The organism is Streptomyces sp. NPDC013317, from assembly GCF_055563155.1.
On sequence record NZ_JBVHDX010000010.1, the window covers coordinates 255,295 to 280,839 of the forward strand.

Here is a 25,545-nt window from a genome sequence, read left to right on the forward strand (position 1 = left end):
CGCACGCTCGCTGCGTTGTCGGGATCGTCCGAGTACACCCGGTACGAGGACGACCCTCCGCCTTGCGATCGCACGCACCAGACGCCGCGGGGCCCGCCCTTCGGGCGGACGGCGCTACTCTCGCAACACGCCCTAGCCCGGAGTGAGCCCCGCCATCGGCACGGTGACGTGCCGTCAGTACTCTTCGCGGACAGCCACGCCGTACCGAACCCAGCCACGGAGACAGCTTGTCCGTCCGGATCACCGCCCTGACCGACCCCGAAGAGTCCTCCTCCAGCCGCCGTCTGGCCTGGCTGGCCTCGGAGGCCGACGGCCGCCCCGTCGGGTCCGCCTTCCTCCGCCTGTTCACCAGGGAGGGCCAGCGCCACCTCGCCGAACTGGACCTTCAGATCCATCCCGCCGAGCGGCGCAGGCAGGCCGGCTCCCAACTGCTCGCGGCGGCCGTGGCGGCAGCCCGTGCGGACGGCCGGCGGAGCGTCGTCGCCCAGGCCGAGGAGGGCACTTCCGGCCAGGCCTTCCTGGCTGCCCGCGGGTTCCGGGTCGCCCTGACCCTGACCTACGCCCGGCTCGCCCTGGCCGACGCGGACCTCCCCGCCCTGACCTCGATCGCCGAAGCCCCGTACGAGGGCTACCGGTTGACGGCCTGGGAGGGGATGGTGCCGGACGAGCTCGCCGACACCTACGTGGCGTCGCGCCGGGCGATGGACGACATGCCGATGGGCGCCGTCGACTACGGCACGGTGGTCTGGGACGCCGAACGGATGCGGGCCGCTGCGGCGGCCGTCGCGGCGCGCGGGGAGATCCTGCACACCGTCGCCGCCGTCGACCGGTCGGACGGCTCCGTCGTCGGTTTCACCGAACTCGTGGTGCCCGGCAGCGGAACCGGCGACGCCCAGCACTACGGCACGGCCGTCCTGCCCGGCCACCGGGGCCACGGCCTGGCCCGCTGGATGAAGGCCGCCGCGATCCTCGGGGCCCGCGAGCGCCACCCCGGACTCGGCGGCCTGCTCACCGACACCGCCGACAACAACCCGTACATGCGGCACGTCAACGACGGGCTCGGCTACCTGCCGACGCACGTGGCGTACGAGTTCCAGCTCGATCTGTAGCGGTCGTCGTCGGGTCGGCTCCGGGCCGAAGGGGGGCGCCGCACCGCTCCGGCCCGGGCAGCTCAGCGTGCGGACGCTCCGACCGCCCTGCGGTGCCTGATGTTCACGGCCGAGGCCTTGGCCACCGCCAAGGGATTCAGGAACCGCAGAGGGCCGATCAGGCGGTTGGCGAACAGGTGCATGTGGCGCGCCACCGACTCGTCGCGCGCCGCCGCCGCGAACATCAGCCGCTCCACGGGGTTGAACGGCCGGGCCTTGGCGAAGTCGGCGCCGAGGTACTGGTGACCGCGGAGCCGGCGTCCGTGCCGGCGGGCGTACACGGCGAGCGCCTTGTCGAGTTCCGCCCGGCCGGCGACGGCCGGGGCGGCCGCCTCGGCCAGCCACTGCGCGGACTGCAGGGCCCAGCCGCATCCCACTCCCCAGAGCGGATCGCCGGTCAGGGCGGCGTCGCCGATGAGCGCGAGGCCCGGTGCGGTCGGCTTCCGGCTGTGGAGGGGGTAGTCGACCAGGCCGATGAATTTCGAGACACGCTCGGCGGAGTCGATGGGCGGTGCCTCGGGCAGGGCGCGTACGAAGTCGAGGAAGCTGCCCTCCAGGTCCTCCCGGAAGGCCGGCAGCCGCTTCTTGTCCGGGAGCACGGCGAGGACCGTCACCCCGTCGTCGTTCGGGAACGCGTACGCCATGTCGGGTTCGAGGAACCACGTCTGACCGATCCCGTCGTGCAGCGGAAGGTCACGGAAGTGCGCGAGGTAGCCGAAGCGCGCGTTCTCGTGCTCCCGCTCGGGCACACCGGCGAACTTCGCCACGGCCGAGTCCTTGCCGTCGGCGCCGACGACGAGGCGGGCCCTGATCTCGCGCTCGCCCTCCGTCGTCGTCGCGCGCACCCCCACGGTCCGCCCGGCCTCCATGACGACCCCGGTCACGCGGTGGCCGAGGAGCAGGTCGACGCCAGGGGTCTCGGCGGCGTTCGACCTGATCAGCGGATCGAGGACGCTGCGCCGGATGTTGTACGCGTACGGCAGCTCGGGTCCCGCGGGCGCGGCCCTCGGCCGGATCCAGCCCCAGCGGGTGTACCAGCGGGCCTCGTTGCGGACGGCTCCCGCCTTCTCCAGGGCGGGGACCAGGCCGAGTTCGTCCAGTACCGGGTAGGCACAGGCGGTGACGGAGTGGGTGCACAGCACCTTGTACGCCTCGGGGTCCGAGCGGCGTTCCAGCAGCGCGACGCGGGCGCCGCGCCGCGCCAGCAGGGTCGCCGCCGCGCTGCCGGCGAGGCTGGCTCCGCTGATGACGACGTCGTAGTCGTGTGCCGCGCTCTCAGGCCTGGTCATGCGCCGATCGCCCCCTTCGGGTATGTCCGTTCGTGGGAGTGGTGCAGCGCCTCCGCTGTCAGGCGCATGACCAAGTGTAGGGAACCGCCCCTCGGCCGAGGCGTCTTCAGGCCGCGGCCGCACACGGCGCCGATCGGCTCTCAGGATGCGCCCAGAAGGGAGTCGCAGGCCGCGGACAGTCCTCTCCAGGCCTCGCGGCCCGACTCGTACCGCGTCCGTCAGCAGGCAGGAGTCGAGAAGTCGCTCCAGCCCGTCACGGTCGAGGCCGGGTGAGGTGAAGACAAGGTGCTGGCAGCGGTCTCCGGCGGGACTCTTCCGCCGGGCCGTCGCGCAGAGTGCGCAGGGCACCTTCTTCTCGACGGAGCTCGCCGCGGACATCGCAGCCGCCTGCGCCGCAGAACTGGGGCTGCGGCCCACGGCGACCGACCTGTCCGCTGTTCCGCCGCACCGGCTGCCCGCCGCGAGTGACGCGCTCGGCGCCACGATGGGCCGCCGGACGGAGCGCTGGGGGCAGCCCGCGTACCGGACGATCCCCTTCTCGCCCGTCGTCGACGGCGACATCCTCCCCGTCACGCCGTGGCAGGCCCTCTCCGGCGGCGCCGCCCGCGACATCGAACTCCTCGTCGGCCACACTCGCGACGAGCAGCGTCTGTTCACGGCGATCGACGGGCTGCTCGGCGAGGTGGGCGAGGAGCGGGCCGCCGCCGCCCTCCGCGTCCTCGCCCCGGGCCCGGACGGCCCTCGCAGGTATCGCGACGCCTTTCCGGCGGCGGACGCCGAGGCGCTGTACGAACGGGTCCATTCCGACTGGCTGTTCCGCATGCCGTCGCTCCACCTCGCCCAGGCGCACACGGCCGCCGGCGGCCGCGCCCACGTCTACGAGCTGACCTGGTCCGCCCCGGGCATGGGCGGCGCCCTCGGCGCCTGCCACGGACTCGACGTACCTCTCGTCTTCGGCAACCTGGACCGCGGTCGACCCGCCCTGCTGATCGGTGAGGCGCCCTCGCCTGAGGCCGAAGCCCTGTCCGCCCGCATGCGCGCCGCGTGGACCGCGTTCGCCGCCCACGGCGACCCCGGGTGGCCCGCGTACGACACCGAGCGGCGACTCGTCCGGCTCTTCGACACGAGCCCCGCCGTCACCGCCTACCCGGAGGAGTCCTCCCGCCTGATCTGGCAGGACCACACCTTTCCCGTACTGTCCCTGACCGGCCGCTAGGCGTCGGCCGGGCCTCGAACGGATCGCCTACGATCGGCCGCGTGTGCGCTGACGTGATGGTTGCAGAGGACGACGAGAAGCAGGCCGAGCTGGTCAGGCGCTATCTCGAACGCGAAGGGCACTCGGTCACCGTCGTGGCCGACGGGCGGGCGGCGTTGGACCTGGTCCGGGAGCGGGAGCCCGACCTGCTGGTCCTCGACGTGATGATGCCGCGCACCGACGGCCTCGACGTCGTACGGGTGCTGCGCGGCGAGGCCAGGGAGCTGCCCGTGCTGATGCTCACGGCCCGCTCCACCGAGGACGACCTGCTGCTCGGGCTCGACCTCGGCGCGGACGACTACATGACCAAGCCGTACAGCCCGCGCGAGCTGATGGCGCGGGTACGGACCCTGCTGCGCCGCACCGGCCGGGCCGGGGCGCCCGTCGCCGACGACGGGCGGGTGCTGTCCGTGGGCGCGCTGCGGGTCGACCCCGACCGGCACGAGGTGACCGTCGGCGGTTCGCCCGTGGAGTGCACGCCCGGTGAGTTCCGGATCATCGCCGCCATGGCCGCCGAGCCCGACCGGGTCTTCACACGGCCGCGGCTCCTGGAGGAGCTGCACGGCTTCGACCGGTACGTCAGCGAACGCACCGTGGACATGCACATCATGAACCTGCGCAGGAAGCTGGAGACCGAGCCTCGCACGCCGGCCCGTCTGCTCACCGTCTTCGGCGTCGGCTACAAGCTGACCGACCCCGCGAAGGGCGCACCGCGTGCGTCGTCGTGACCGCGGGGCGCGTGCACGGCTGCCGCTGCGCAAGAGCCTGCTCGGGCGCTTCCTCGGGGTCTTCGCCCTGGTCGCGGCGTGTTCGGTCGCGGCGACGGCGTGGCTGGCCTCCCAGACCACCTCGGGGGCGCTGAAGCAGGAGCAGGGCCAGGCCCTGGCCGACGACGCCCGGATCTACGACGCGCTGCTCGGGTACGCGGCGACCCACCCCCGTTGGGACGGGGTGGACCGGGAGGTGGAGGAACTGGCGGCGCGGTTCGGGCGCCGTATCGCCCTCACCACCCACGACCGCGGGCCCCTCGCCGACTCGGCCGGGGGCGCGGGAGCGCAGCTGCCCGCCCGGCCGTCGGCCGTCGTCGATCCGCTCTCCGTGGACAGCGCCCTCTCCGGCGCCGTGAAGGCGGGCCAGGGCGATGCCACGTCGTCGACCGACCGGATCGACGCGCGGGCCGTCGGCCCCTTCCGGCTGCCGTCCTCGGAACGCCGTGAGCTGCGCGCCAGGGCGGATCGCCTCGTGGCCTGTCTGCACCGGGCCGGTGAGAACGCCGTCGTGACGGACGGCCCGTCAGGGCGCCCCCGCGTCACCCGTTCCGCCGCCACCAGCGGCCTCCTGGCACCGGACGAGTGCCCCACCACCGGCTTCGACACCCCCACGGCGACCGAGGCCAAGGCCCTCGAGGCCCTGACCAAGCTCGCCAACGCCTGCCTGAGCCGCCAGGACCGTCCGGCCGTCATCCTGAACGCGGATCTGACCTGGCAGGACCGACCACGCCGGCCGGCCGCCCCCTCGGAGGTGCCGATGCCGGTTCCCGCGCCGAGCGCGGTCGACCGGTCGGCCGACGAGGCGATCGGCTCGTGCGTGAACACGGCACGACGGGAGCAGCTGAGTTCGCACGTGGCCCGGCCCGCGCTGCTCTTCATCGGCGATCCCGACAGGGGCAGCGTTCCCGGCTTCGACCTCTCCGCCGCGAGCACGGCCCGCATCGCGGGCGCCGCGGCGCTCGTCCTCGCGCTCACCATCGGCGTCTCGGTCGTCATGGGCCGTCGGCTCGCCCGCCCGCTGCGCGCGCTGACCGGCGCGGCCCAGCGGTTGAAGGAGGGCGGCGAGGCCACCCCCATCACGGTCCCCGCCGACCACGAGATCGGACAACTCGCCGCCGCTTTCAACGAACTGACGGAACATCGGGCCCGGCTCGAAGCCCAGCGCAAGGCGATGGTGAGCGACGTCGCCCATGAGCTGCGTACGCCGCTGAGCAACATCCGGGGCTGGCTGGAAGCCGCGCAGGACGGGGTGGCCGACACCGATCCGGCCCTGATCGCCTCGCTCCTGGAGGAGGCCGTCCAGCTTCAGCACATCATCGACGACCTGCAGGACCTCGCGCAGGCGGACGCCGGTGCGCTACGGCTGCACCGGGAGCCGGTCGACGTGGCGGAGCTCCTCGGCCAGGTCGCCGCCGCGCACCAGGCCGAGGCCGAGCGCGCGGGTGTCAGCCTGGCCGTCGAGGTGCCCGGGCCGACGCCCGCGCTGACCGCGGACCCCGTACGGCTGCGGCAGGTCGTCGGCAACCTGGTCTCGAACGCGGTCCGCCACACCCCGCGCGGCGGTCGCGTCGATCTGCGCGCGTACGGAGCGGTCCGTGGTGCGCGCGACGGGGCCGTGGCGGAGGTCGTCGTGGAGGTCGCCGACACGGGCGGTGGGATCGCGGCCGACGATCTGCCGTACGTGTTCGACCGGTTCTGGCGTGCGGAGCGGTCCCGCAGCCGGCGCACCGGCGGAAGCGGTCTGGGCCTGGCGATCGTCCGCAAACTCACCGAGGCCCACGGCGGTTCGGCGACCGCCGCGTCGACGGAGGGCGTCGGCTCGACGTTCACGCTGCGTCTTCCGCCGGGGGTGCGGGAGGAAGCGGGCCGCGCCGCGAAGGTCTGACGGCAAAGCCACAGGCGTCTGACAGCTTTCTGACATGTTCCGGTGAGCATGGCGATCACCGGGCGCCCGAGCGGATCGAGGCGAGGGCGCCGGCCGTTTCCGTACCGATAGGGAGCCACAGCCATGCCGTCCCACCGCAGCCCGTCCCGGCGCCGTCGCAGTCTGCGCGCCGCAGCTCTCACCACCGCCGTGATCGGCGGGGTGCTCCTGCCCTCGACGTCGGCGTTCGCCGACGACAGGCCGTCCGCGGCGCCGTCGGAGCCGGGCGCCGTCCCGTCGGCGAGCGCCTCGGAGACCCCCCGCGACTCCGGCTCCGCCACTCCGCGCCCCGTACCGGACCGCACCTCGGGCGAGGTGGCGGCGCCGCGCGGTGGTGTGGCCGCAGGTGAGCGCGCGGACGGACGGACCCGCCCCGTCGCGGAGCGCGCCCCCGGCGAGGTGGCGGCGCCGCGCGGTGGTGTCGCCGCAGGTGAGCGCCCCGTCGGCCAGGAGGCCGGGAACCCGGCCACCGCCGTCGCCGGTGCGGCCGTCGGTGCGGTGCTCCTCGCGGGCGCCGGTGCCACTCTCGTACTGCGCCGCCGGGACACCGCCCACCGCAACGACTGACGACCGACGCCTCGTGGTGCCGTCGGCGACGGCGGCACCACGGCTCGGCGCCACGGGAGCCCCCATGATCCGCACCACCGGCCGACGAGCACGGGCCTGGCGGACGTACGTCCGGCCGCTGCTGCTCTGCGCCGTCCTGAGCACGACCGTCGGAGCCTGCGCGACCGACGGCGCCCGGAGCGCTTCCCCGGCGGCGACGGCCTCACAGGCCCCCGACCGTGAGGCCGGGCCCCGGGAGCCGGCGGACCCACCCCCGTCGACCGCGACGAAGGCCGTCCCGGTCCGCGTGTCCGTCCCGTCGCTCGGCATCGACAGCGAGCTGATGGGGCTCGGCCTCAATCAGGACGGCATGGTCCAAGTACCCCCGCCGGACAAGGGGATGACGGCCGGTTGGTACACCGGGAACGTCCGACCGGGAGAGGCAGGCGCCGCGGTGATCATCGGCCACAACGACACCCGCTTCGGCCGGGCCGTCTTCCACGACCTCAAGCGGATACGCGAAGGCGCGACCGTCGACGTACGCGACAGCCGGGGCGGCACCGTCCGCTTCACCGTCACGGGGACCGAGACCGTCGACAAGGACGCCTTTCCCACGAGGAAGGTCTACGGCACCACCCGCGAGCGAGCGCTGCGGCTGATCACGTGCGACGGCGCGTTCGACGCGGCCGGCCACCCCGTGGACAACCTGATCGTCTACGCCGTCGCACCCTGACCCGACGCGGGGCTACGCGACCGGCTGCTGCTGGGTGACGCAGTGGATGCCCCCGCCTCCCGCCCCGAGCCGGTCGATGTTCAGCTGCTCGATCACACGGTCCGGGTAGAGGCGTGCCAGGGTCGCCCGGGCCGCCTGGTCCGCGCGGGTGTCGCCGAAGTGGGCGCTGATGACGGCGCCGTTGCAGAGGTAGTAGTTGGCGTACGAGGCGAGGAAGTCCCGGTTCCTGGAGCGGATCTTGTCGTAGTCCGGACCTTGGAGGCGCAGCACTTCCATCGGGTCGCCGGTGGACGTCGTCGAGGCGGACAGGATGCTGAACTGCTGCCGCGCGTCACGGGCGTAGGCGTCGGTGTCGGAGGCGAGGGGCATCTGGACGAGGGCCTCGCCCGGCGCGAGGAAGCGGGACGTGGCGTCGACGTGGTCGTCGGTGATGTCCTGGCCTCGTACGCCGTCGAACCAGATGACCTTGGAGGCTCCGTAGGCCTCGCACATCGCGGTCGCGAGGGCGCGCTCCGACATCCCGGGGTTGCGGTTGCGGTTCACCAGGCTGCTGCGGGTGGCCATCAGCGTTCCGGCGCCGTCCTGTTCGATCGCGCCGCCCTCCCCGACGAGGTCGGCGGAGGTGAACGGGACGCCCGCGTAGGCGGCGATCCGTTCGGCGACGAGGGCGTCCCTGGCATGGGTCTGCTTGTTGCCCCAGCCGTTGAAGTTGAGCCCGACGGCGTCCAGGGCGCCGGCCCCGTCCGTACGGAAGACGGGGCCGCTGTCGCGGGTCCAGCAGTCGTCGACGGGGATCGAGCCGATGACGGTCACCGTGGAGCCGCACATCGAGCGCGCCCTGGCGGCGCTGCCGGAGTTGGCGCACATGACGACCGGTTCGTACTTCGCGATCGTGCGGGCGATCAGGGCGATGTCCGCCTGGACGCCGCTCAGGGTGCCGCCCCAGACGGAGGTGCTGTCCGGCCAGCACATCCAGGTGCGGGTGTGGCGGACGTCCTCGGCGGGGACCCGGAAGGTGCCCGCCGAGGCGCGTGCCGTGCCCTGGGTCGTGGTGGCGAGGGCGGCGCCGGCCGCTGTCGCTCCGGCGGCGACGAGGAATCCTCGCCGGTTCAGGCCTCTGGTCATTTCTGCCTCCTGGGTGGGGGTGCCTGCGGGGACGGGAGGGACGCGAGCTCCTGGCGGGCCGCCGCGATCCGGTGCGGGTTCCAGCCGGGGTGCGGGACGGAGTCCAGGAGCAGCCGGGTGTACGGGTGGTGCGGCGCGGCGAGCACGTCGGACGTGGCGCCGGCCTCGACGACGCTGCCGTGGCGCATGACGAGGACCTCGTCGGTGACGCACCGGACCACGCCGAGGTCGTGGGTGATGAAGAGGTAGCCGACGGGGGTCTGTGCGCGGATGTCCGCGAGCAGGTTGAGGATCTGGGCCTGGACGGACACGTCGAGCGCGGCGACCGCCTCGTCGAGGACGAGGACGGCCGGTTCCACGGCGAGCGCGCGGGCGATGGCGACACGCTGGCGCTGACCGCCGGAGAGCTGCCGCGGCAGGGCGTCGGCGGCGCGGGTGGAGAGGCCGACCTGGTCGAGGAGTTCGCGGATGCGGGGCTCGGGGTTCCGGTCGGGGAAGTGCAGGCGCAGTGTCTCGCGGAGGACCCGTTCGACGCTGGTCCTGGGGTCGAGGGACAGATAGGGGTCCTGGAAGACCATCTGCACCTCGCGGGCTCTGGCCAGGCGCTGTTCCCGGCCGCGGGCCCGGGCGGGGCGGGCCCGGCCCCGTATCCGTACCTCTCCGGCGTCGGCCCGCTCCAGACCGACGACGATGCGGGCGGTGGTGGTCTTGCCCGAGCCGGAGCCGCCCACGATGCCGAGCGAGCGTCCCTCGGGCAGGGTGAACGACACACCGTCCACGGCCCGTACGGCGCCGAAGGCGCGGCTCAGGCCGGCGGCCTGGAGCAGGGGTTCAGCCATCGATGACCGCTCCTTCCGGTGCGAGGCGTTCGCTGTGGTGGCAGGCGGCGAGGTGTCCGGGCAGGCCGGGAGCGGGCAGCGGCTCGGGGACCGTCCGCTCGCAGACCTCGGTGGCGAGGGGACAGCGGGCGGCGAACGCGCAGCCGGTCGTCGCGGTCCGCAGGTCGGGCGGCTGCCCGGGGATGGCGGAGAGCCTGCCGCCCGGGGTGGTGAGACGGGGCGTGGAGGCGAGCAGCGCCGCGGTGTACGGGTGGCGGGGGCGTTCGAAGAGGGCGGCCGCGGGGGCGGTCTCGGCGATCCGGCCGGCGTACATGACGTACACGCGGTCGCTGATCGCCGCCGCGAGGTCGAGATCGTGGGTGACGAAGAGCAGACCGGTGCGGAAGGACCGGCGGAGCCGGGCCAGCAGGGCGATCACCTCGGCCTGGGTGGTGACGTCGAGCGCGGTGGTGGGTTCGTCGGCGAGGAGGAGCACGGGCTCGCCCATGAGCGCCGCGGCGATCACGACGCGCTGCAGCATGCCGCCGGACACCTGGCCCGGGTAGGCGCGCAGTACGGTGTCGTCGAGGCCGACGGCGTGCAGGAGTTCGGTGGCGCGGGCGGTGGCGGCGGCCTGGTCCAGGGTTCCGGCGGCGCGGACGCCCTCGGTGAGGAAGTCGCCGATGCGGCGCAGCGGGTTGAGCGTGGCCCGCGGGTCCTGGAAGATCATCGCCACGGTGCCCGTGCGCAGGGCGCGCAGTCGGTCGGCGTTCATGGCGAGGACGTCCCGGCCCTCGACGAGGACGGTGCCCTCGGTGGTCGCGCCGGGCGGCAGCAGGCCGAGTGCGCTGCGTGACGTGAGGGACTTCCCGGAACCGGACTCGCCGACGAGTGCGACGGTCTCGCCGGGTCCGACGGTGAGGCGCACGCCGTCGAGGACGGGGCGGGCGGTGCCGGGGAGCGTGAGGCGCAGATCCCGGACGTCGAGCGTGGGAGTCGGTGCGGTGGACTGCTCGGGGTGCGGCGGTGTGGTCATCGGTCTCTCCTGGCCACGCGGTCGGCCCAGCGCTCGCCGACCACGTTGAACGCGACGACGGTCAGGACCACGAGGACGCACGGCAGGATCGCGGAGAGCGGGTAGCCGTGCTGGATGGCGGTCTGGCCGTCGAAGACCATGCGGCCCCAGTCGGGCGTGAGCGGTGGCACGCCGAGACCGAGGAAGGACAGCCCTGCCAGGTCCATGAGGGCGTAGCCGAAGTTGACGGTCGACTGGGCGAGGACGACCGGGGCGATGTTGGGCAGGACGTGACGCAGACAGATCTGGAGCCCGGAGTGGCCCTGGACGCGGTAGGCGCTGACGTACGGGCGGGCACGTTCGGCGAGGACGAGGGAGCGCGTGAGCCGGCAGACGTACGGCAGGTACGCGACTCCCAGCGCCACGACCGGGGCGAGCAGGCCCTCGCCGTACACCGACACCACCAGGATCGCCAGCAGCATCCCGGGGAAGGCGAAGACGAGTTCGGTGGAGCGGGACAGGAGGGAGTCGAGCCGGCCTCCGCGCCAGGCCGCCACGGTGCCGACGGCGACCCCGACGAGGGTGGAGACGGCGACCACGCCGAGCGGGCCGAGCAGGGAGGTACGGGCTCCGAGGAGGAGCCGGGACAGCGTGTCGCGGCCGGCGGTGTCGGCGCCGAGCGGATGGCCGGCCGAGGGTCCGGCGAGCGCCGCGCCCAGGTCGACGGCGTTGGGGTCGTGGGGCGCCAGCCAGGGCGCGAGCAGCGCGGCGGCGACGACGAGTCCGACGACGGTCAGGCATGCGAGGTGGAGCGGTGAACGGCCGGACGGGGCACGGAGTTTCGCGAGGCCGGGACGCCGGGTGAGGACGGCGGTCATACGGCGGCCCCTCTCGTTCCGAGGGCGATGCGTGGGTCGACCAGCGGCAGCAGGAGGTCGACGATCAGGTTCACGGCCATGAACAGGCCGACGATGATCAGGGAGACGGCCTGGACGGTCGGGAAGTCCTTCGTCGTGGTGGCCAGTTCGAGGAGCTGTCCGATGCCGCCGATACTGAAGGCCGTCTCCACGAGGATCGTGCAGACCAGGAGCGTGGAGACGATGAGGCCGCCGGTGGTGAGGACGGTCCCGAGCGCGTTGCGCAGCACATGGCGGCGGATGACCAGGCGTTCGGGGACGCCCCGGCTGCGGGCGACGGTGACGTGTTCGCCGTCGAGGGCTTCGAGCATGGCGGCGCGGGTGACCCGGGCGAGCATCCCGATCAGGTAGAGCGCGAGGGCGACGGCCGGCAGGGTCAGGTGCCACACCATGTCGAGGAGGCCGTCGCCGGAACCGCTGCTCGGGAACCAGCCGAGGTTGACGGCGAAGAGGCCCTGGAGCAGGACGGCGGCGACGAAGGACGGGGTCCCGATCGCGAAGGCGGTGGTGACGAGGACGGCCGAGTCGGTGGTGCCGCCGCGCACCGCGGCGATCCGGCCGAGCACGAGGCCCACGATGACGACGACGACCAGCGCCATGGTGATCAGCAGCAGCGAGGTGGGCAGCCGGTCGGCGAGGAGCCGGGAGACGTCCGTACGGTAGGTGAGGGAGCGGCCGAAGTCGCCCTGGACCATGTCGCCGAGCCAGCGCAGGTAGCGCAGGGCGAAGGGGTCGTCGAGGTGGTAGCGGGCGTTGACGGCGGCGAGCGCCTCGGGCGAGGCGGAGCGGCCGGAGAGCAGGAAGCCGGCCGGGCTGCCGGGCGCCAGGTAGAGGGCGCCGAAGACGACGAACGAGGCGACGAGGAGGGTGGCCGCCATCCCGGCGACCCGGCGCGCGGCGAATCTGGCGAAGTCGGCGGGGGTCACGGTGCGGCCCCCGGGTCCGTGGCGCCGATGTCGGCGGCCCACGGGTGGTACATGTACGCGATGGTGGTGGGGGCGCCGGTGATCCGCTTGTTGAGGAAGAGGGCGGTGGGCCACTCGGCGACGGGTATCCAGGGCAGCTGCTCGGCGGCGTGCTTCTGCAGCTCGGTCTCGACGCGCAGCCGGCTGTCCTTGTCGTAGGTGCCGGTGGCCTGCTCGACCAGGGTGTCGTACCGCTTGTCGCTGTATCCGGCGAAGTTGAGGTAGGCGCCGGTCCTGAAGTTCGTCAGCAGGTCGAGCGGGTCGGTGATCGAGTCGTAGTAGGTGAGCGGGAACAGGTCGATGCCCTCGCGCGCCCCGGGGTCCGTGAAGAGGGCCGTGAAGGCGTTGGGCGCGACGGACTTGAGGGTGACCTTCAGCCCGATCTCACTGCCCGCGGCCTGGACGGCGGTGGCGAGGAGGGAGACGTCCTGGCCGATGGAGCTGGTGGCGACGGTCAGCGACCTGCCCTCGGCTCCGGCCTCCTTGACGAGCGCTCGCGCCCGCTCGACGTCCCGGTCCGTGGGCGGCAGTCCGTCGAAGGCCGCCGCGCGCACCTCCGGCGAGGCCTGCGCCCACGCGGCGCGGCTGGTGAGCGAGGTGGTGGCGGTTCCCGCGCCGCCGAGACCGGCCTTCACGAACCCGGAGCGGTCGAGGGCGAGGGAGAGGGCCCGGCGTACGCGTACGTCGCCGAGCGCGCCCTTCATGTCGGTGATGCCGAGGTTGACGGTGCTCAGGCCCTCGCCGAAGTGAAGGGTGCCGACCCCGCTGTCCCTGAGGCGGCCGTAGCTCTCGGTGGGGATGAGATAGCCGCCGTCGGCCTCACCGCTGAGCAGGGCGTTCGTACGGGCCGAGGCGTCGGTGAGGAAGCGGAAGACCACCTTGCCGGCTTTGGCACGCGTGCCCCAGTAGCCGTCGAAGCGGTTCAGTTCGAGCGACTGGCCCTTCTGCCAGGCGCCGAGCGTGAACGGACCCGTGCAGGCGAGGCCTCCGGACGTGCCGTAGTCGGCGCCGGCCGCGGTTACCCCGGACCGCGAGGCGACGACACCGGCGGCGGTCGCCATGTACTGCGGGAACTGCGAGTCGGGCTTCTTCAGGGTGACGGTCACCTGGAGCGGACCGGTCTTGCGCACGGAGGCGACGTTCTGGAAGTTCTGCGCCCAGGCGGCGGCGTTCTTCGGGTCCGTCTGCCGGCCGAGGCTGAAGACGACGTCGTCCGCCGTCATGGTCCCGCCGTCGTGGAACCGCACGCCGCGCCGCAGGTCGTACACCCAGGTGGTCGGGTCGGGGTTGGACGCCTTCTCCGCGAGCCCGGGTTCGAGCGTGAGCCCGGGCGTCCAACGCATCAGGCTCTCGCAGACGTTGGAGAGGATGGTGTTCTGCGGGTAGTCGAACGCCATCGTGTAGTCGAGCGTGGGCGGCTCCGCGTAGACGGCCCAGGTGAACGCGTCGATGTCGCCCCTGGGCTTGGGGGTGCCGGCGGAGAGCGCGAACGAGGCACCTGTTCCGTCCGCACCGCCGGCGGGCGGGCCGGCGCACGCGGTGAGGGCGGTGAGGGCGGCGGCCGAGGCCAGTGCCGCGAGCGCGGTCTTCGACGGTCGAGGTCTCGGGAGGCGGGGCGGAGGTGGTGCGGTGCTCATCGTCGCGCTCTCTTTCGGTACGGCGAGGGGAGGAGGGAGGACGTGGGGTCGTGTGCCGGGGTTACGCGCCGGGGCGGACGGCTGCCGGGATCTGCTGGGTGATGCAGTGGACGCCTCCTCCGCCGTACGCGATGACCGGGGCCCGTACGCCGACGACATTGCGGTCGGGGTACGCGGCGCCGATCACCTCCAGGGCGGCCATGTCCTGCGGCACCCCGGCCACCGGGACGACGACTCCGCCGTTGGCGACGTAGTAGTTCAGGTACGACACCTCGACCCGGCCGCCCGCGACTTCGGCGAACGCGGTCTGGGGTACGTCGACGATCTCCAGGGCGCGGCCCCGGGCGTCTGTGGAGACCTCGAGGACGGCGCGGTTGGCGCGCATCCGGGCGTGATCGGGGTGCCCGGGGTCGTCGGGCGTCGAGACCACGACCTTGCCGGGGGCGGCGAACGCGCAGACACCGTCGACGTGACCGTCGGTCTCGGTGTCGAGGAGTCCGCCGTACGGAAGCCAGATGATCTTCTCGACGCCGAGCCGCGCCTTCAGCTCCGCCTCGATCTCCTCCCGGGTCATCTCCGGGTTGCGGTTGGGATGGAGGAGGCACTGCTCGGTGGTGATGAGGGTGCCTTCGCCGTCGACCGTGATCGCGCCGCCCTCCAGGATCATGCCGGAGGCGATCCGGTCGACCCCGAGGTGGTCCAGCAGCAGGGCGCTGATCCGGTCGTCGGAGTCGTACGGATGGTGCTTTCGGCCCCAGGCGTTGAAGCGGAAGTCGACACCGGCGCGGCGGCCGTCGCCGTCCAGGACGAAGATCGGGGCCGAGTCCCGGAACCAGGAGTCGTCGAGGGGCAGTTCGACAACGGTGACGGTGTCGCCGCAGTGGGCGCGGGCGTCGGTGGCGAAGCCTGGAGGGGCGACCATCGTGACGGGTTCGAAGCGCGCGATCGTGCGGGCGACATCGGCGTACTCCTCCTTCACGGCGTCCAGGACGTCGTGCCACAGGTCCTCACGAGTGGGCCAGGCCATCAGGCAGCCCTCGTGCTCGGACCACTCGGCGGGCATACGAAAAGCGGTCATCGGGGCTCTTTCGAGGAGTAGTCGGCTGGATCGCCCTACCTGAAATTTCAGTCAATGCAGCTGAGAAGGTAGGCGCCGGAAAGAGGCTCCGGAGGCTCTCCTCACCCAAGCGTCCCCGGCGATGCGCACACTGTGGCACTGACTGAAAATTCAGTCAAGAGAGCGGACGGGCGTACACCACCGATGGCACAGAGAGGGTTCGCCGACCGTTCACATCGGCGCGACGCGGGGCTTTAGCGTCGCCCCAGCCGGGTCAGTTCGACCTCCACGGCCTCCGCCATGAGGGTGCGTGCGTGGTCGAGCGCGAGTCCGCCGCTCAGCCAGCGCATGCTCAGGCCTTCGAGCAGGGCCGTGAGCCGCTCGGCTGCCGCGGCGAGCGTCGCCGCCGGCGTCAGGGGCTGGACCTGGCCCAGAAGCGCGGCAACCTCCTGCACCCACATCAGCGTCGCGCGGGCCAGGTCCTCGCGGAGGACGGGGTCGAACACGGCACTCGCCCGCAGCTCGCCCCACGCCGTGCTGTTCTCCCGCACCTCGGGGGTGTCCTGCAGCTCCAGGAGCAGGACCTCGTCGAGCTCCTCGCGGGGCGTCAGCGGCTCCGCGTCCGGGTCCTGGGCCGTGGTGTACCGCTCGGCGCGGTCGTTGATGAACTCCAGCGTGTGGCGCAGGATTCCGGTGCGGTCCTTGAAGTGGTAGTAGATCAGGCCGGTGGAGACACCGGCCTCTTCGGCCAGCTCCTCCACACGGAGCCCGCGGACCCCGCGCCGGGCGATGACCCGGGCGGCCGCTTCCAGGATCTGAGTACTGCGAGACGCCATGTCACGAACCCTATCCGGCGCACGGGGCGCCCCGTCCACGGCCGTCACCCCGGCTGAACGACGCCCGCGTGCCGGCTCCGCCCACCTGTCCCTCCGGTACTGGCTCAGCACGACCGTCACCGGCCCGCCGCCGGAGTCCGCCTCCACCAGCCGCGCCAGGACGAGCCGCTCTCGAGTCCGGTGGCGTCGGCCGCGCGCGATCCCGAAGTCGATGACGCGGGGGCCGTCACCGGCGACGAGGACGTCGGCGGGCTTGAGGTCGCGGTGGACCACGCCCGCGCCGTGGATGGCCTGGAGAGCCTCCGCGATTCCCGCGACGAGGAGCAGCACGGTGCGCGCCGGGGGCGGACCGTGCCGTTCGACCACCTGCTGGAGCGAGGGCCCGGCGACGTACGCGGTTGGCGAGCCAGGGCACGGCGGCCTCGACGCCGGCGTCCACGACCTGGGCGGTGAACAGGCCGTGGATGCGGCGGGCGCTCTCGACCTCCTGCGCGAACCGCCGGCGGAAGTCGGGGTCGGCGGCGAAGTCCGCGCGGACGGCCTTGAGGGCGATGGGCCGGCCACCCCAAGTGTGGGCGAGGTAGACGACACCCATGCCTCCGGAGCCGAGCCGGACGTGGATCCGGTAGAGGCCGATCTCGTGGGGGTCGTCGGACGACAGGGGCAGGTGGTGGACCGGCTGCACCCGGGCCGGCTGGGTGGAGGACATGGGCGGTTGTTTCGGCGGTAGGGACAGCGGCAGAGAACGGCGGCAGTAAACGGGAGCAGATGCGCGTACACCCCCGCGCACGATCGTGCTCGTTGACTAAAGTTTCAGTCAACAAGAGGTGGACCTCATCGAATGAGGCCCGCGAGAAGGAGCAGAGGGTGAAGGACCGGAAGAGGGTGATCCTCGAAGCCGCCGCCCGGGTCATCGCCCGCCGCGGGGTGCGCGGGCTGCGGATGGAGGAGCTGGCCGCCGAGGCGCACGTCTCCAAGGCGCTCGTCTACTACCACTTCGGCGATCGCGCGGGCCTGCTGCACCACACCCTGCGGTTCATCGGCGACCGGGCGCAGCGGTACACCCGGCACCGACCGCCCTGGTCCGGTGAACCCGGCGGCTCGCTGCGGGAGCTCGAACGCAGGCTGGCACAGGAGCTCCAGGAGACCCCCGAGGTGCGCGAGAACAGCACCGCCTGGGCGGAGCTGCGGGCCGGCGCAGTCTTCGATCCGGACCTGCGGGAGGGACTGCGCGAGGCGAGCGCCGAGTGGCTGCGCGAGATCGCGGAACTGCTCGGGCAGGTCACGCCGACCGCTCCCGGTACCGCCCTCGTCGCCGCGGCAGAACGGCTGACCGTCCTGCTGGAGGGCCTGAGCACCCGGTGGCTGACCGGGGCGCTGCCGGTCGCTCACGCCCGGGAGCTGATGCGGGTGGCGGTCGCGGTGGAGGTCGAGGGCCTGCGAGTGGCGCGGCCGAGGGCCGTCTGCCCGGTCGGCAGACGCGGTCGTTCGATCCCTTCGCGGGTGCCGATGCGGCGTGGAGTTTGACTGAAAATTCAGTCAATGCCAGAGTGGAGTCAACGGCCACCCCCACGCACGCCCCGCGCAGCCGTCTCCCTCGGACGCCGCAGGTGTGCAGCCAGGCCCGCGATCCCCGCCGCCGCGCGCGTCACCGCGATCCGCCGTCCGCCGCCGGATAGTCTCGCCAGCCCACGATCGGAGCACAGCGTGTCCCACCTTCTCCCCTCCCGCCGCACCGCCCTGCGCGCCTTCGCCGGGACCGGGGGCGCGCTCGCCCTCGGCGCCGCCGCCTGCGGCCCTGGTGAGCAGCCTCGGAGCGGAGCGACCAGCGCCTCCCGCAGCAACCCCGCCCCCGCGGGCGAGCGCCGGTTCGGCGCCGAGTGGGACAGCCACACCCGTACGTTCATGTCCTGGCCCGCCCTCGCCTCGGTCTGGGAGGACGACCTGCCCTACGTACGGGAGGACATCGCCCGCATCGCCCGGGCGGTCGGGGAGTACGAGGCGGTCGTGATGATGGCCCGCCCGGAGCAGGTGGCGGCGGCCCAGCGTGCCTGCGGTTCGCAGGTCGAGGTCATCCCGCTCGCCGTCGACGACCTGTGGGCGCGCGACACCGTTCCCGTGTTCGTGGAGGACGGGGGCGAGCTCGTCGGCGTCGACTTCAACTTCAACGGCTGGGGGAACAAGCAGGAGCACACCAACGACGCCCAGGTGGGACGCGAGCTGCTCGCCCGGTACGGCATCCCGCGCGAGCAGGCACCGCTCGTGGCCGAGGGCGGCTCGTTCGAGACCGACGGCGAGGGCACGCTGCTCCTCACCGAGAGCTCGATCGTCAACGACAACCGCAATCGCGGGAAGAGCCGGGACCAGATCGAGGACGAGCTGATCGAGACCCTCGGGGTGGAGAAGGTCGTCTGGCTGGCGGGTGTGCGGGGCGAGGACATCACCGACGCGCACGTGGACAGCCTGGTGCGGTTCACCGCACCAGGCGTCGTTCTTCTCGACCAGGCGTTCCCCGGCACTCCCCCGGACTCCTGGTCCCGCTCGGCCGACCAGGCCCGCTCCGTGCTCGACAAGGCGACCGACGCCCGGGGCCGGCGCTTCGAGATCGTCGACCTGCCGCAGCCCGACCTCGACAGGATCACCGGCGAGGGCGACGACTTCGTCTCCACCTACGCCAACTTCTACGTCGCGAACGACTCGGTCTTCATGCCCAGGTTCGGCGACCGGAAGGCCGACGCGCGTGCCAAGGCCATTCTCCAGGAGCAGTTCCCCGACCGGGACGTCGTCATGGTGCAGATCGACACCATCGCCTCCGGCGGTGGCGGCATCCACTGCGCCACCCACGACCAGCCCGGAAAGCCCGCCGCCTGACCGGGGCGCCGCCCGACCGGCTTGTCACCGCCCGACCGGGGCGCCGGGGAGCGCCGCCTTCCGCGCTCCCCGGCGCCTGAACGCCCCGGGACCCGGACCCGGCCCCTCGTGTCAGTGGCCCGCGAGTTCGCCGGTCAGTCGGTTGTGGAGGTCCGCGCTCGGGGCGTTCAGGCCCGTGATCTCCACGGTCTTGCCCCGCTGTGCGTACTTCGCCTCGATCGTGTCGAGCACGGCGACGGACGAGGCGTCCCAGACGTGGGCCGCGGAGAGGTCGACGACGATCCTGTCCGGGTCGCCGGCGTAGTCGAACCGCCCGACGAGCTCGTTGGCGGAGGCGAAGAACAGCTCTCCCGCCACCCGGTAGACCACCGTCGTGCCGTCGGGGTCCTTCACGGCGGTGACGTCGGCGTGGTGGGCCACCCGCCTGGCGAAGATCACCATCGCGGTGACCGAGCCGGCGACCACTCCGACGGCGAGGTTGTGGGTGACGACGACGCACACCACGGTGATCACCATGACGGCGATCTCCCCGAGCGGCATCCGCCTGAGGGTCTTCGGCGCCACGGAGTGCCAGTCGAAGGTCGCGAAGCAGACCATGATCATGACGGCGACCAGCGCCGCCATCGGGATGTCGGAGACGACCGGCCCGAAGACGATGCACAGCACCATCAGGAACACACCGGCGAGGAACGTGGAGAGCCGGGTACGGGCACCCGAGACCTTCACGTTGATCATCGTCTGGCCGATCATGGCGCAGCCGCCCATGCCGCCGAAGAAACCGGTGACGATGTTGGCGATGCCCTGGCCGATCGACTCGCGCTTCTTGCTGGAGTGGGTGTCGGTGATGTCGTCGACGAGCTTGGCCGTCATCAGCGACTCCATCAGGCCGACGAGTGCCATGGCGAAGGCGTACGGAGCGACGAGGACGAGGGTGTCCGTCGTGAACGGCACGTCGGGAAGGCCCGGGACCGGCAGCGAGGACGGCAGGGCTCCCTTGTCGCCGACGGTCGGCACGGCGATCCCGGCGGCGATCGTGACGGCCGTCAGGACGGCGATGGAGACGAGCGGGGCCGGGACCACCTTCGTGATCCTCGGGAAGAACACCATCATGAGCAGACCGGCGGCGACGAGCGGGTAGACGGCCCAGGGGACGTCACGCATCTCGGGCACCTGGGCCATGAAGACCAGGATGGAGAGCGAGTTGACGAAGCCGACCATCACCGAACGCGGGATGAACCGCATCAGCTTCGCCACGCCGAGCAGGCCGAGGACCACTTGGAACACCCCGGCGAGGATGACGGCGGCGATCAGGTAGCCGAGGCCGTGCTCGCGGTTGAGCGGGGCGATGACGAGCGCGACGGCGCCGGTCGCCGCGGAGATCATCGCCCTGCGGCCGCCGAAGATCGCGATGGTCACGGCCATCGTGAAGGAGGCGAAGAGGCCGATGGCCGGGTCGACGCCGGCGATGATCGAGAAGGCGATCGCCTCGGGGATGAGCGCGAGGCCGACGACCAGACCGGCCAGCACCTCCGTACGCCAGACCTTCGGGTCGGTCAGCCATGTCGGACGCAGGGCGCGCGACCACCTGGCCGGGGACACAGCGGATGAGGACAACGGAACAGACACCTGTCGTGCTCGGGCACGCCCACGCGACGGGGGCGGAACGTGCGTGACGTGTGGGGGGACGCGGAAAGACCGGGGCGGCACCCCCGCGATCGGGCCGCGCGGTGGCGGACCGGAAGTCGGTGAGAGGGGTACGGAGCCGGCGTGGCGGCGAGGCCGGACGGCTCAGATCCCGGGGCGGAGCGTCACGGCGGGCAGAGGGCGGCGGTCGGCGTCAGTGGCTCGCGCACGCTCTCTCCAGCGGGAAGTCGGACTCGGCGGGGACGGCTCGGTACGCCGTCACGACCGGCGATTCTACCGTGCGGCGCACGGCTGCCCCGGACGACCACGTGGACGGGACCCGAGACAGGGACCCGCCGTCAGGGGCGGAGGGACCCGAGACAGGGACCCGCCGTCAGGGGCGGAGGGACCCGAGACAGGGACCCGCCGTCAGGGGCCGGGCGGGCGTGTCCACGGGGTCAGCCGGCGATGCGCCGCGCGGGCGTGGACGAGCCGGGCGATGACGGTCCCGGTGCTCGCCGCGACGAGGAGGCAGGCCATGCGCCCGAGGTCGTAGGCGGCCTCCCAGGTGAGCTGCCCGACGGGAGCGGTGGCGAAGACGTTGAGGATGAGCCAGCAGAGCAGGGCGGTGCCCGGGGCGGCGGCGAGCCGCGCTCCCGTGCTGACGGCGGCCACGGCGACGGACAGCGCCACGAGGTCGAGAATCGGGTCCCCGTGTCCGTCGAGGAAGTTGAGGGCGATGACCAGGCCGAAGGCCAGTACCGCCGACACGGCCCAGATCGAGGAGGTCGCGGCCGGGTCCGGCACAGGGCGCGTACGGGAGCGGATCCGCATCCATTCGATCATGCAGCGCCTCCTTCACGCACCGCCCCTCCGTCGGGGCCCTGAAGAATGATGCACCACGTCGGGGGGTACGCGGCATGCCGGTTCGTCCCGGGCCCCGCTCGCGCAACTGAGCACCCACGGCGCCCCCTTCGCGACCGGACCGGGCGGAACCCGTGTCGATAAGGTGACTTCCGGAGGCGGATCGTGTTCGCTCCCATTTCCGGCGACCGCGAACAAAAGGGAGATTTTCCATGCCCGTTCCCCGTATGAGCAACACCCCGCTCCCCGGAATCGGGGTCCGCTACGACCTCACCACCCGCGAACACCGTCGACTTTCGGTCATCGCCCACCGTGACGGCAGCCGGACGCTGAACGCCTACCGCAGGGACGACCCGGACGAGTGCGCGCTCTCGGCCAGGCTGACCGCCGGGGAGGCCGAGGCGCTGATCGACGCGCTGATGCCGTCCCACCACAGTCCCAATCTGCTCTCCACCACGGATCTGGGGCTGGTCGCCGAGCGAATAGAACTGTCGGCGCACTCCCAGTGGAACGGGCGCGTCCTGGGCGAGACCCGGATGCGCACCGAGACCGGGGCGTCCATCGTCGCCGTCCTGCGCCGGGCGGGTGCGATCCCCTCCCCCGCGCCGGACTTCCGTCTCGCGGGCGGGGACACGCTCATCGTGATCGGCACCCGCGAGGGTGTCGAGGCGGCCGCCGCGATCCTCGGCCAGGAGTGAACGCCGTGCACTCCTCCGCCGTCTTCCTGATCGAGTTCGGCGCGATCATTCTCGCGCTCGGTCTCCTGGGCCGGTTCGCCGGACGCTTCCGGTTCTCCCCGATACCCCTCTACCTCCTGGCCGGCCTCGCCTTCGGCGAGGGCGGTCTGCTGCCGCTCGGCACCAGCGAGGAGTTCGTCGCGATCGGCGCCGAGATCGGTGTGATCCTCCTGCTCCTGATGCTGGGACTCGAGTACACCGCCAGCGATCTGGTCACCAACCTCAAGACGCAGTACCCGGCGGGCCTGGTGGACTTCGCGCTCAACGCCCTGCCGGGCGCGGGGACGGCCCTCCTCCTCGGGTGGGGCCCGGTCGCCGCCGTCGTGCTCGCGGGCGTCACCTGGATCTCGTCCTCCGGAGTCATCGCCAAGGTCATGGGCGATCTGGGCCGCCTCGGCAACCGGGAGACCCCGGCCGTCCTGAGCATCCTGGTCCTGGAGGACCTGGCCATGGCCGTCTACCTGCCGATCCTCACCGCCCTGCTCGCCGGGGTGAGCTTCGCCGCCGGAAGCCTCACCCTCGCCATCGCCCTCGGTGTCGCCGGTACGGTCCTCTTCCTCGCCGTCCGCTTCGGACGGGTCATCTCGCGGTTCGTCTCCAGCGACGACCCCGAGAAGCTCCTCCTCGTCGTCCTCGGTCTGACCCTGCTGGTCGCCGGGATCGCCCAGCAGCTCCAGGTCTCCGCCGCCGTCGGCGCCTTCCTCGTCGGCATCGCCCTCTCCGAGGAGGTGGCGGAGGGCGCGCACAACCTGCTCAGCCCGCTGCGGGACCTGTTCGCGGCGGTGTTCTTCGTCTTCTTCGGTCTCCACACCGACCCGGCGAGCATCCCGCCGGTGATCCTGCCCGCGCTCGCCCTGGCCCTGGTCACGGCGGCGACGAAGATCGCCACCGGCTACTGGGCCGCACGGCGGGCCGGGATCTCGGTGAAGGGCCGCTGGCGGGCCGGCGGGACCCTGGTCGCGCGCGGCGAGTTCTCCATCGTCATCGCCGGTCTCGCGGTGACCGCGGGCATCGAGCCGGGCCTCGGCCCCCTCGCGACCGCGTACGTCCTCGTCCTGGTCGTCCTCGGTCCGCTCACCGCCCGCTACACCGAGCCCGTCGCCACGTACCTCACCGGGCGGCTCCGCGGGCGTCCGGCGTCGAGGCCGGTCCTCGTCGATTCCGCCGACTCCGCCGACTCCGGCGACACCCCGCCGCGGGAGACGCTGGAGCCGGTGGACGACGGCACCAGGTGATTGACTGCGCCGTATGGACCTCACACCAGAGCGCCCCGAGGCGGGAGCTCCCCCGTTCGACCCCGAACTGAGTGCGGTGCTGGCGGCTTTGGGGGAAGGTGCGTACGCCCCTCTCACTCCGGATGACCTCGCCGCCGCGCAGGAACGGGACGTCGCGACGAGGCCCAGGCCGACGGCCTCGGAGCTCCGGGCCGACGGCCGCTTCGAGGTGGAGGAGCTGCGCGTCCCGGGGCCGCCGGGCGGACCGGAGGTCACGCTCGTGAGCGCGCGGCCCGCCGGGATCACGCGACCGCTGCCCCTGCTGTACTACATGCACGGCGGCGGAATGGTCATGGGCAACGCCCCGTCCGTGCTCCCCGGGGTGCTGGACTCGTGGGCGGTCACGCTGGAGCTGGCCGTCATCTCCGTCGAGTACCGGCTGGCACCGCGGACGCCGTACCCCGGACCGGTGGAGGACTGCTACGCCGGCTTCGTGTGGGCTGCCGAGCACGCGGCCGAGCTGGGCGTCGATCCGGACCGTCTCCTCGTCGGGGGCAGGAGCGCCGGAGCCGGGCTGGCCGCCGCGCTCGCCCTGCTCAACCGCGACCGGGGCGGGCCCCGGATGATCGGGCAGCTGCTGCAGTCGCCGATGCTCGACGACCGCGGCGGTACGTTCTCCAGCCGCCAGATGGCCGGCGTCGACACCTGGGACCGGATCTCGAACGCCACCGGGTGGCAGGCGCTGCTCGGCGAGCTGTACGGCACCGCCGACGTTCCGCCGTACGCGGCGCCCGCCCGCGCCACGGATCTGTCCGGGCTGCCGCCCGCCTACATCGACGTCGGCTCGACCGAGACGTTCAGGGACGAGGCCGTGGCCTACGCCGACGCGATCTGGCGCGCCGGGGGCCGGGCCGAACTGCACGTGTGGCCGGGCGCCTTCCACGGATTCGACAGCTGGGCGCCGGACGCGGCGCTCAGCCGGGACGCGGGCGAGGCCCGTCTCCGCTGGCTCCGGCGCGTCCTCGCGCAGGAAGGCCGGTAGCCCCCGCCACTCCCCCGATGATCGCCGTTCGGCGAAGATGGTGGGGTCACCCGTCCTCATCACGCGAGGAGCGCATCCGCACATGCCCCCTTCCGGCGCCGGTCCGAGGCCGCCGACGATCGCCGACGTCGCGCGGGTCGCCGGGGTGTCGCGTACGACGGTCTCGCACGCCCTCAACGGGATCGGCAAGGTCGACCCGCGGACCCGGGAGCGCATCAAGCAGGTCGCCGCGGAGCTCGGTTACCGTCCGAACCTGCGGGCGCAGAGGCTGAGGCGGGGCGAGGCCAAGGCCATCGCGCTCGCCTCGTCCATGCCGTTCGCGGTGGCCGGAGGCCCGTCCAGGCTCGGCTTCTACATGGAGGTCGCGGCGGCCGCCGCCGAGAGCGCCCTCGTCCACGACTACGCGCTCGTGCTCGTCCCCCCCGTGCAGTCCGGTTCCGCCCTCTACTCCGTCGACATCGACGGGGCGATCGTCGTGGAGCCCGACGTGGACGACGTGGCGGTGGCGACCCTCAAGGAGCGCGGCCTGCCGTACGTGGCGCTCGGCCGGCCGGTCTCCCCCGACCAGGACGTGCCGTACGTCGATCTGCGCGGCGGGCTCGTCGCCGAACTGCTCCTCGCCCATCTGCGCGATCAGGGCGCGCGGCAGCCCGCCCTGATCGTCGGCGCCGGCTCGCGGCACTCGGCGGTCGACGCCCGCGCCGCCTTCGCGCGGGTCGCCGAGCAGGAGGGCTGGGCGCCGATCGTGGCGACGGCGCCCGAGTCCGGCGGCGAACAGGCCGGGTACGACCGGTGCGCGGCCCTGCTCGCCGAGCATCCCGGGATCGACGCGGTCTGCGCGCTGGTGGACGCCTTCGCGGTGGGCGCGGTGCGGGCCGTGCGGGACAGCGGGCGCGCCATCCCGGACGACGTCATGGTCGTCACCCGGTACGACGGTCTGCGCGCCCGCACCTGCGAACCGCCGCTGACCGCCGTCGATCTGCACCTGGACCGGGCGGCGGCGGGGGCCGTCGAGCTGCTCCTCGCCCGGCTGCGCGGCGACCCGATCGGGGCGGCGGGAACGGCCGGGACAGCTGGGACGGCGGGGGCGGCGACGGTGCCTGAGCCGCGGGTGATCGCCAGGGCCTCGTCCCTGCGGAACACGTAGGGGCGCCTACTC

The 25,545-nt window shown here is 72.8% G+C and carries 23 protein-coding genes and 1 pseudogene; 12 read left to right on the plus strand and 12 right to left on the minus strand.

Features of this window, described 5'->3' with window-relative positions; translation table 11 throughout:
* Nucleotides 1-227 precede the first annotated feature (227 nt).
* Nucleotides 228-1,109: a GNAT family N-acetyltransferase gene (locus ACZ3IJ_RS25720; RefSeq protein ID WP_467471843.1), complete on the plus strand. Its 882-nt coding sequence runs from the start codon at nucleotides 228-230 to the stop codon at nucleotides 1,107-1,109.
* Nucleotides 1,110-1,171: 62 nt separating this feature from the next.
* Here ACZ3IJ_RS25720 and ACZ3IJ_RS25725 read toward each other — a convergent pair whose 3' ends face one another.
* A complete protein-coding gene (locus tag ACZ3IJ_RS25725; protein WP_467471845.1) occupies nucleotides 1,172-2,437 on the minus strand; it encodes an NAD(P)/FAD-dependent oxidoreductase in 1,266 nt (421 codons plus the stop codon).
* 274 nt (nucleotides 2,438-2,711) lie between these two features.
* Here ACZ3IJ_RS25725 and ACZ3IJ_RS25730 point away from each other — a divergent pair, with 274 nt between their 5' ends.
* From ACZ3IJ_RS25730 to ACZ3IJ_RS25750, 5 genes are all read left to right on the plus strand, one after another.
* Nucleotides 2,712-3,653 carry a carboxylesterase family protein gene (locus ACZ3IJ_RS25730; RefSeq protein ID WP_467471847.1) on the plus strand — a complete coding sequence of 314 codons (942 nt, stop codon included), beginning with the start codon at nucleotides 2,712-2,714 and terminating at the stop codon, nucleotides 3,651-3,653.
* Between the two features lie 56 nt (nucleotides 3,654-3,709).
* Nucleotides 3,710-4,420 carry a response regulator transcription factor gene (locus ACZ3IJ_RS25735; protein ID WP_467471849.1) on the plus strand — a complete coding sequence of 237 codons (711 nt, stop codon included), beginning with the start codon at nucleotides 3,710-3,712 and terminating at the stop codon, nucleotides 4,418-4,420.
* Nucleotides 4,407-6,347, plus strand: coding sequence for a sensor histidine kinase (locus ACZ3IJ_RS25740; protein ID WP_467471850.1), 1,941 nt, complete (start codon nucleotides 4,407-4,409; stop codon nucleotides 6,345-6,347). Before ACZ3IJ_RS25735 ends, ACZ3IJ_RS25740 begins: the two co-directional genes overlap by 14 nt.
* Nucleotides 6,348-6,470: 123 nt before the next feature.
* Entirely contained in the window at nucleotides 6,471-6,953 is a 483-nt protein-coding gene (locus ACZ3IJ_RS25745) for a hypothetical protein (RefSeq protein WP_467471852.1), read from the plus strand.
* A 64-nt stretch (nucleotides 6,954-7,017) separates the two neighbouring features.
* Nucleotides 7,018-7,665 (plus strand): class F sortase, encoded by a 648-nt coding sequence (locus tag ACZ3IJ_RS25750; RefSeq protein WP_467471853.1) that lies wholly within the window; start codon nucleotides 7,018-7,020, stop codon nucleotides 7,663-7,665.
* Nucleotides 7,666-7,677: 12 nt separating this feature from the next.
* Here the strand turns inward: ACZ3IJ_RS25750 and ACZ3IJ_RS25755 are convergent, their stop codons facing one another.
* From ACZ3IJ_RS25755 to ACZ3IJ_RS25795, 9 genes and pseudogenes are all read right to left on the minus strand, one after another.
* Nucleotides 7,678-8,790: an agmatine deiminase family protein gene (locus ACZ3IJ_RS25755; RefSeq protein ID WP_467471855.1), complete on the minus strand. Its 1,113-nt coding sequence runs from the start codon at nucleotides 8,788-8,790 to the stop codon at nucleotides 7,678-7,680.
* The gene (locus tag ACZ3IJ_RS25760) at nucleotides 8,787-9,629 is read right to left on the minus strand and encodes an ABC transporter ATP-binding protein (RefSeq protein WP_467471857.1); all 843 of its coding nucleotides are present in this window, start codon (nucleotides 9,627-9,629) and stop codon (nucleotides 8,787-8,789) included. Before ACZ3IJ_RS25760 ends, ACZ3IJ_RS25755 begins: the two co-directional genes overlap by 4 nt.
* Nucleotides 9,622-10,644, minus strand: a complete 1,023-nt coding sequence (locus tag ACZ3IJ_RS25765) for an ABC transporter ATP-binding protein (protein WP_467471859.1) — start codon at nucleotides 10,642-10,644, stop codon at nucleotides 9,622-9,624. The genes ACZ3IJ_RS25760 and ACZ3IJ_RS25765 overlap by 8 nt, the downstream gene beginning before the upstream one ends.
* Entirely contained in the window at nucleotides 10,641-11,501 is an 861-nt protein-coding gene (locus ACZ3IJ_RS25770; RefSeq protein WP_467471861.1) for an ABC transporter permease, read from the minus strand. Before ACZ3IJ_RS25770 ends, ACZ3IJ_RS25765 begins: the two co-directional genes overlap by 4 nt.
* On the minus strand, nucleotides 11,498-12,466 hold the full coding sequence (locus tag ACZ3IJ_RS25775; RefSeq protein ID WP_467471863.1) for an ABC transporter permease: 969 nt from the start codon (nucleotides 12,464-12,466) through the stop codon (nucleotides 11,498-11,500). The genes ACZ3IJ_RS25770 and ACZ3IJ_RS25775 overlap by 4 nt, the downstream gene beginning before the upstream one ends.
* Nucleotides 12,463-14,142: an ABC transporter substrate-binding protein gene (locus ACZ3IJ_RS25780; RefSeq protein WP_467471865.1), complete on the minus strand. Its 1,680-nt coding sequence runs from the start codon at nucleotides 14,140-14,142 to the stop codon at nucleotides 12,463-12,465. Before ACZ3IJ_RS25780 ends, ACZ3IJ_RS25775 begins: the two co-directional genes overlap by 4 nt.
* Nucleotides 14,143-14,203: 61 nt before the next feature.
* A complete protein-coding gene (locus ACZ3IJ_RS25785; protein ID WP_467471866.1) occupies nucleotides 14,204-15,220 on the minus strand; it encodes an agmatine deiminase family protein in 1,017 nt (338 codons plus the stop codon).
* Nucleotides 15,221-15,453: 233 nt separating this feature from the next.
* Nucleotides 15,454-16,035, minus strand: coding sequence for a TetR/AcrR family transcriptional regulator (locus ACZ3IJ_RS25790; protein ID WP_467471918.1), 582 nt, complete (start codon nucleotides 16,033-16,035; stop codon nucleotides 15,454-15,456).
* A 192-nt stretch (nucleotides 16,036-16,227) separates the two neighbouring features.
* Nucleotides 16,228-16,744: pseudogene (locus tag ACZ3IJ_RS25795) on the minus strand (serine/threonine-protein kinase); the annotation flags it as partial.
* A 158-nt stretch (nucleotides 16,745-16,902) separates the two neighbouring features.
* On the opposite strand from ACZ3IJ_RS25795, the gene ACZ3IJ_RS25800 reads away from it, so the two are divergent.
* Together ACZ3IJ_RS25800 and ACZ3IJ_RS25805 are read left to right on the plus strand one after the other, a co-directional pair.
* A complete protein-coding gene (locus tag ACZ3IJ_RS25800; protein WP_467471868.1) occupies nucleotides 16,903-17,562 on the plus strand; it encodes a TetR/AcrR family transcriptional regulator in 660 nt (219 codons plus the stop codon).
* Nucleotides 17,563-17,742: 180 nt separating this feature from the next.
* A complete protein-coding gene (locus ACZ3IJ_RS25805) occupies nucleotides 17,743-18,906 on the plus strand; it encodes an agmatine deiminase family protein (RefSeq protein WP_467471869.1) in 1,164 nt (387 codons plus the stop codon).
* A gap of 111 nt (nucleotides 18,907-19,017) precedes the next feature.
* Here the strand turns inward: ACZ3IJ_RS25805 and ACZ3IJ_RS25810 are convergent, their stop codons facing one another.
* Together ACZ3IJ_RS25810 and ACZ3IJ_RS25815 are read right to left on the minus strand one after the other, a co-directional pair.
* Nucleotides 19,018-20,505, minus strand: coding sequence for a SulP family inorganic anion transporter (locus tag ACZ3IJ_RS25810; protein ID WP_467471871.1), 1,488 nt, complete (start codon nucleotides 20,503-20,505; stop codon nucleotides 19,018-19,020).
* 453 nt (nucleotides 20,506-20,958) lie between these two features.
* A complete protein-coding gene (locus ACZ3IJ_RS25815) occupies nucleotides 20,959-21,375 on the minus strand; it encodes a hypothetical protein (RefSeq protein ID WP_467471872.1) in 417 nt (138 codons plus the stop codon).
* A 230-nt stretch (nucleotides 21,376-21,605) separates the two neighbouring features.
* Between ACZ3IJ_RS25815 and ACZ3IJ_RS25820 the strand changes: the two genes are divergently transcribed.
* The 4 genes from ACZ3IJ_RS25820 (at nucleotide 21,606) to ACZ3IJ_RS25835 (ending at nucleotide 25,533) form a co-directional block, all read left to right on the plus strand.
* The gene (locus ACZ3IJ_RS25820) at nucleotides 21,606-22,091 is read left to right on the plus strand and encodes a cation:proton antiporter regulatory subunit (RefSeq protein ID WP_467471874.1); all 486 of its coding nucleotides are present in this window, start codon (nucleotides 21,606-21,608) and stop codon (nucleotides 22,089-22,091) included.
* A gap of 5 nt (nucleotides 22,092-22,096) precedes the next feature.
* Nucleotides 22,097-23,365: a cation:proton antiporter gene (locus tag ACZ3IJ_RS25825; protein ID WP_467471875.1), complete on the plus strand. Its 1,269-nt coding sequence runs from the start codon at nucleotides 22,097-22,099 to the stop codon at nucleotides 23,363-23,365.
* A gap of 13 nt (nucleotides 23,366-23,378) precedes the next feature.
* The gene (locus ACZ3IJ_RS25830; RefSeq protein WP_467471877.1) at nucleotides 23,379-24,386 is read left to right on the plus strand and encodes an alpha/beta hydrolase; all 1,008 of its coding nucleotides are present in this window, start codon (nucleotides 23,379-23,381) and stop codon (nucleotides 24,384-24,386) included.
* 82 nt (nucleotides 24,387-24,468) lie between these two features.
* Nucleotides 24,469-25,533 carry a LacI family DNA-binding transcriptional regulator gene (locus ACZ3IJ_RS25835; protein WP_467471879.1) on the plus strand — a complete coding sequence of 355 codons (1,065 nt, stop codon included), beginning with the start codon at nucleotides 24,469-24,471 and terminating at the stop codon, nucleotides 25,531-25,533.
* The last annotated feature ends 12 nt before the right edge of the window (nucleotides 25,534-25,545 follow it).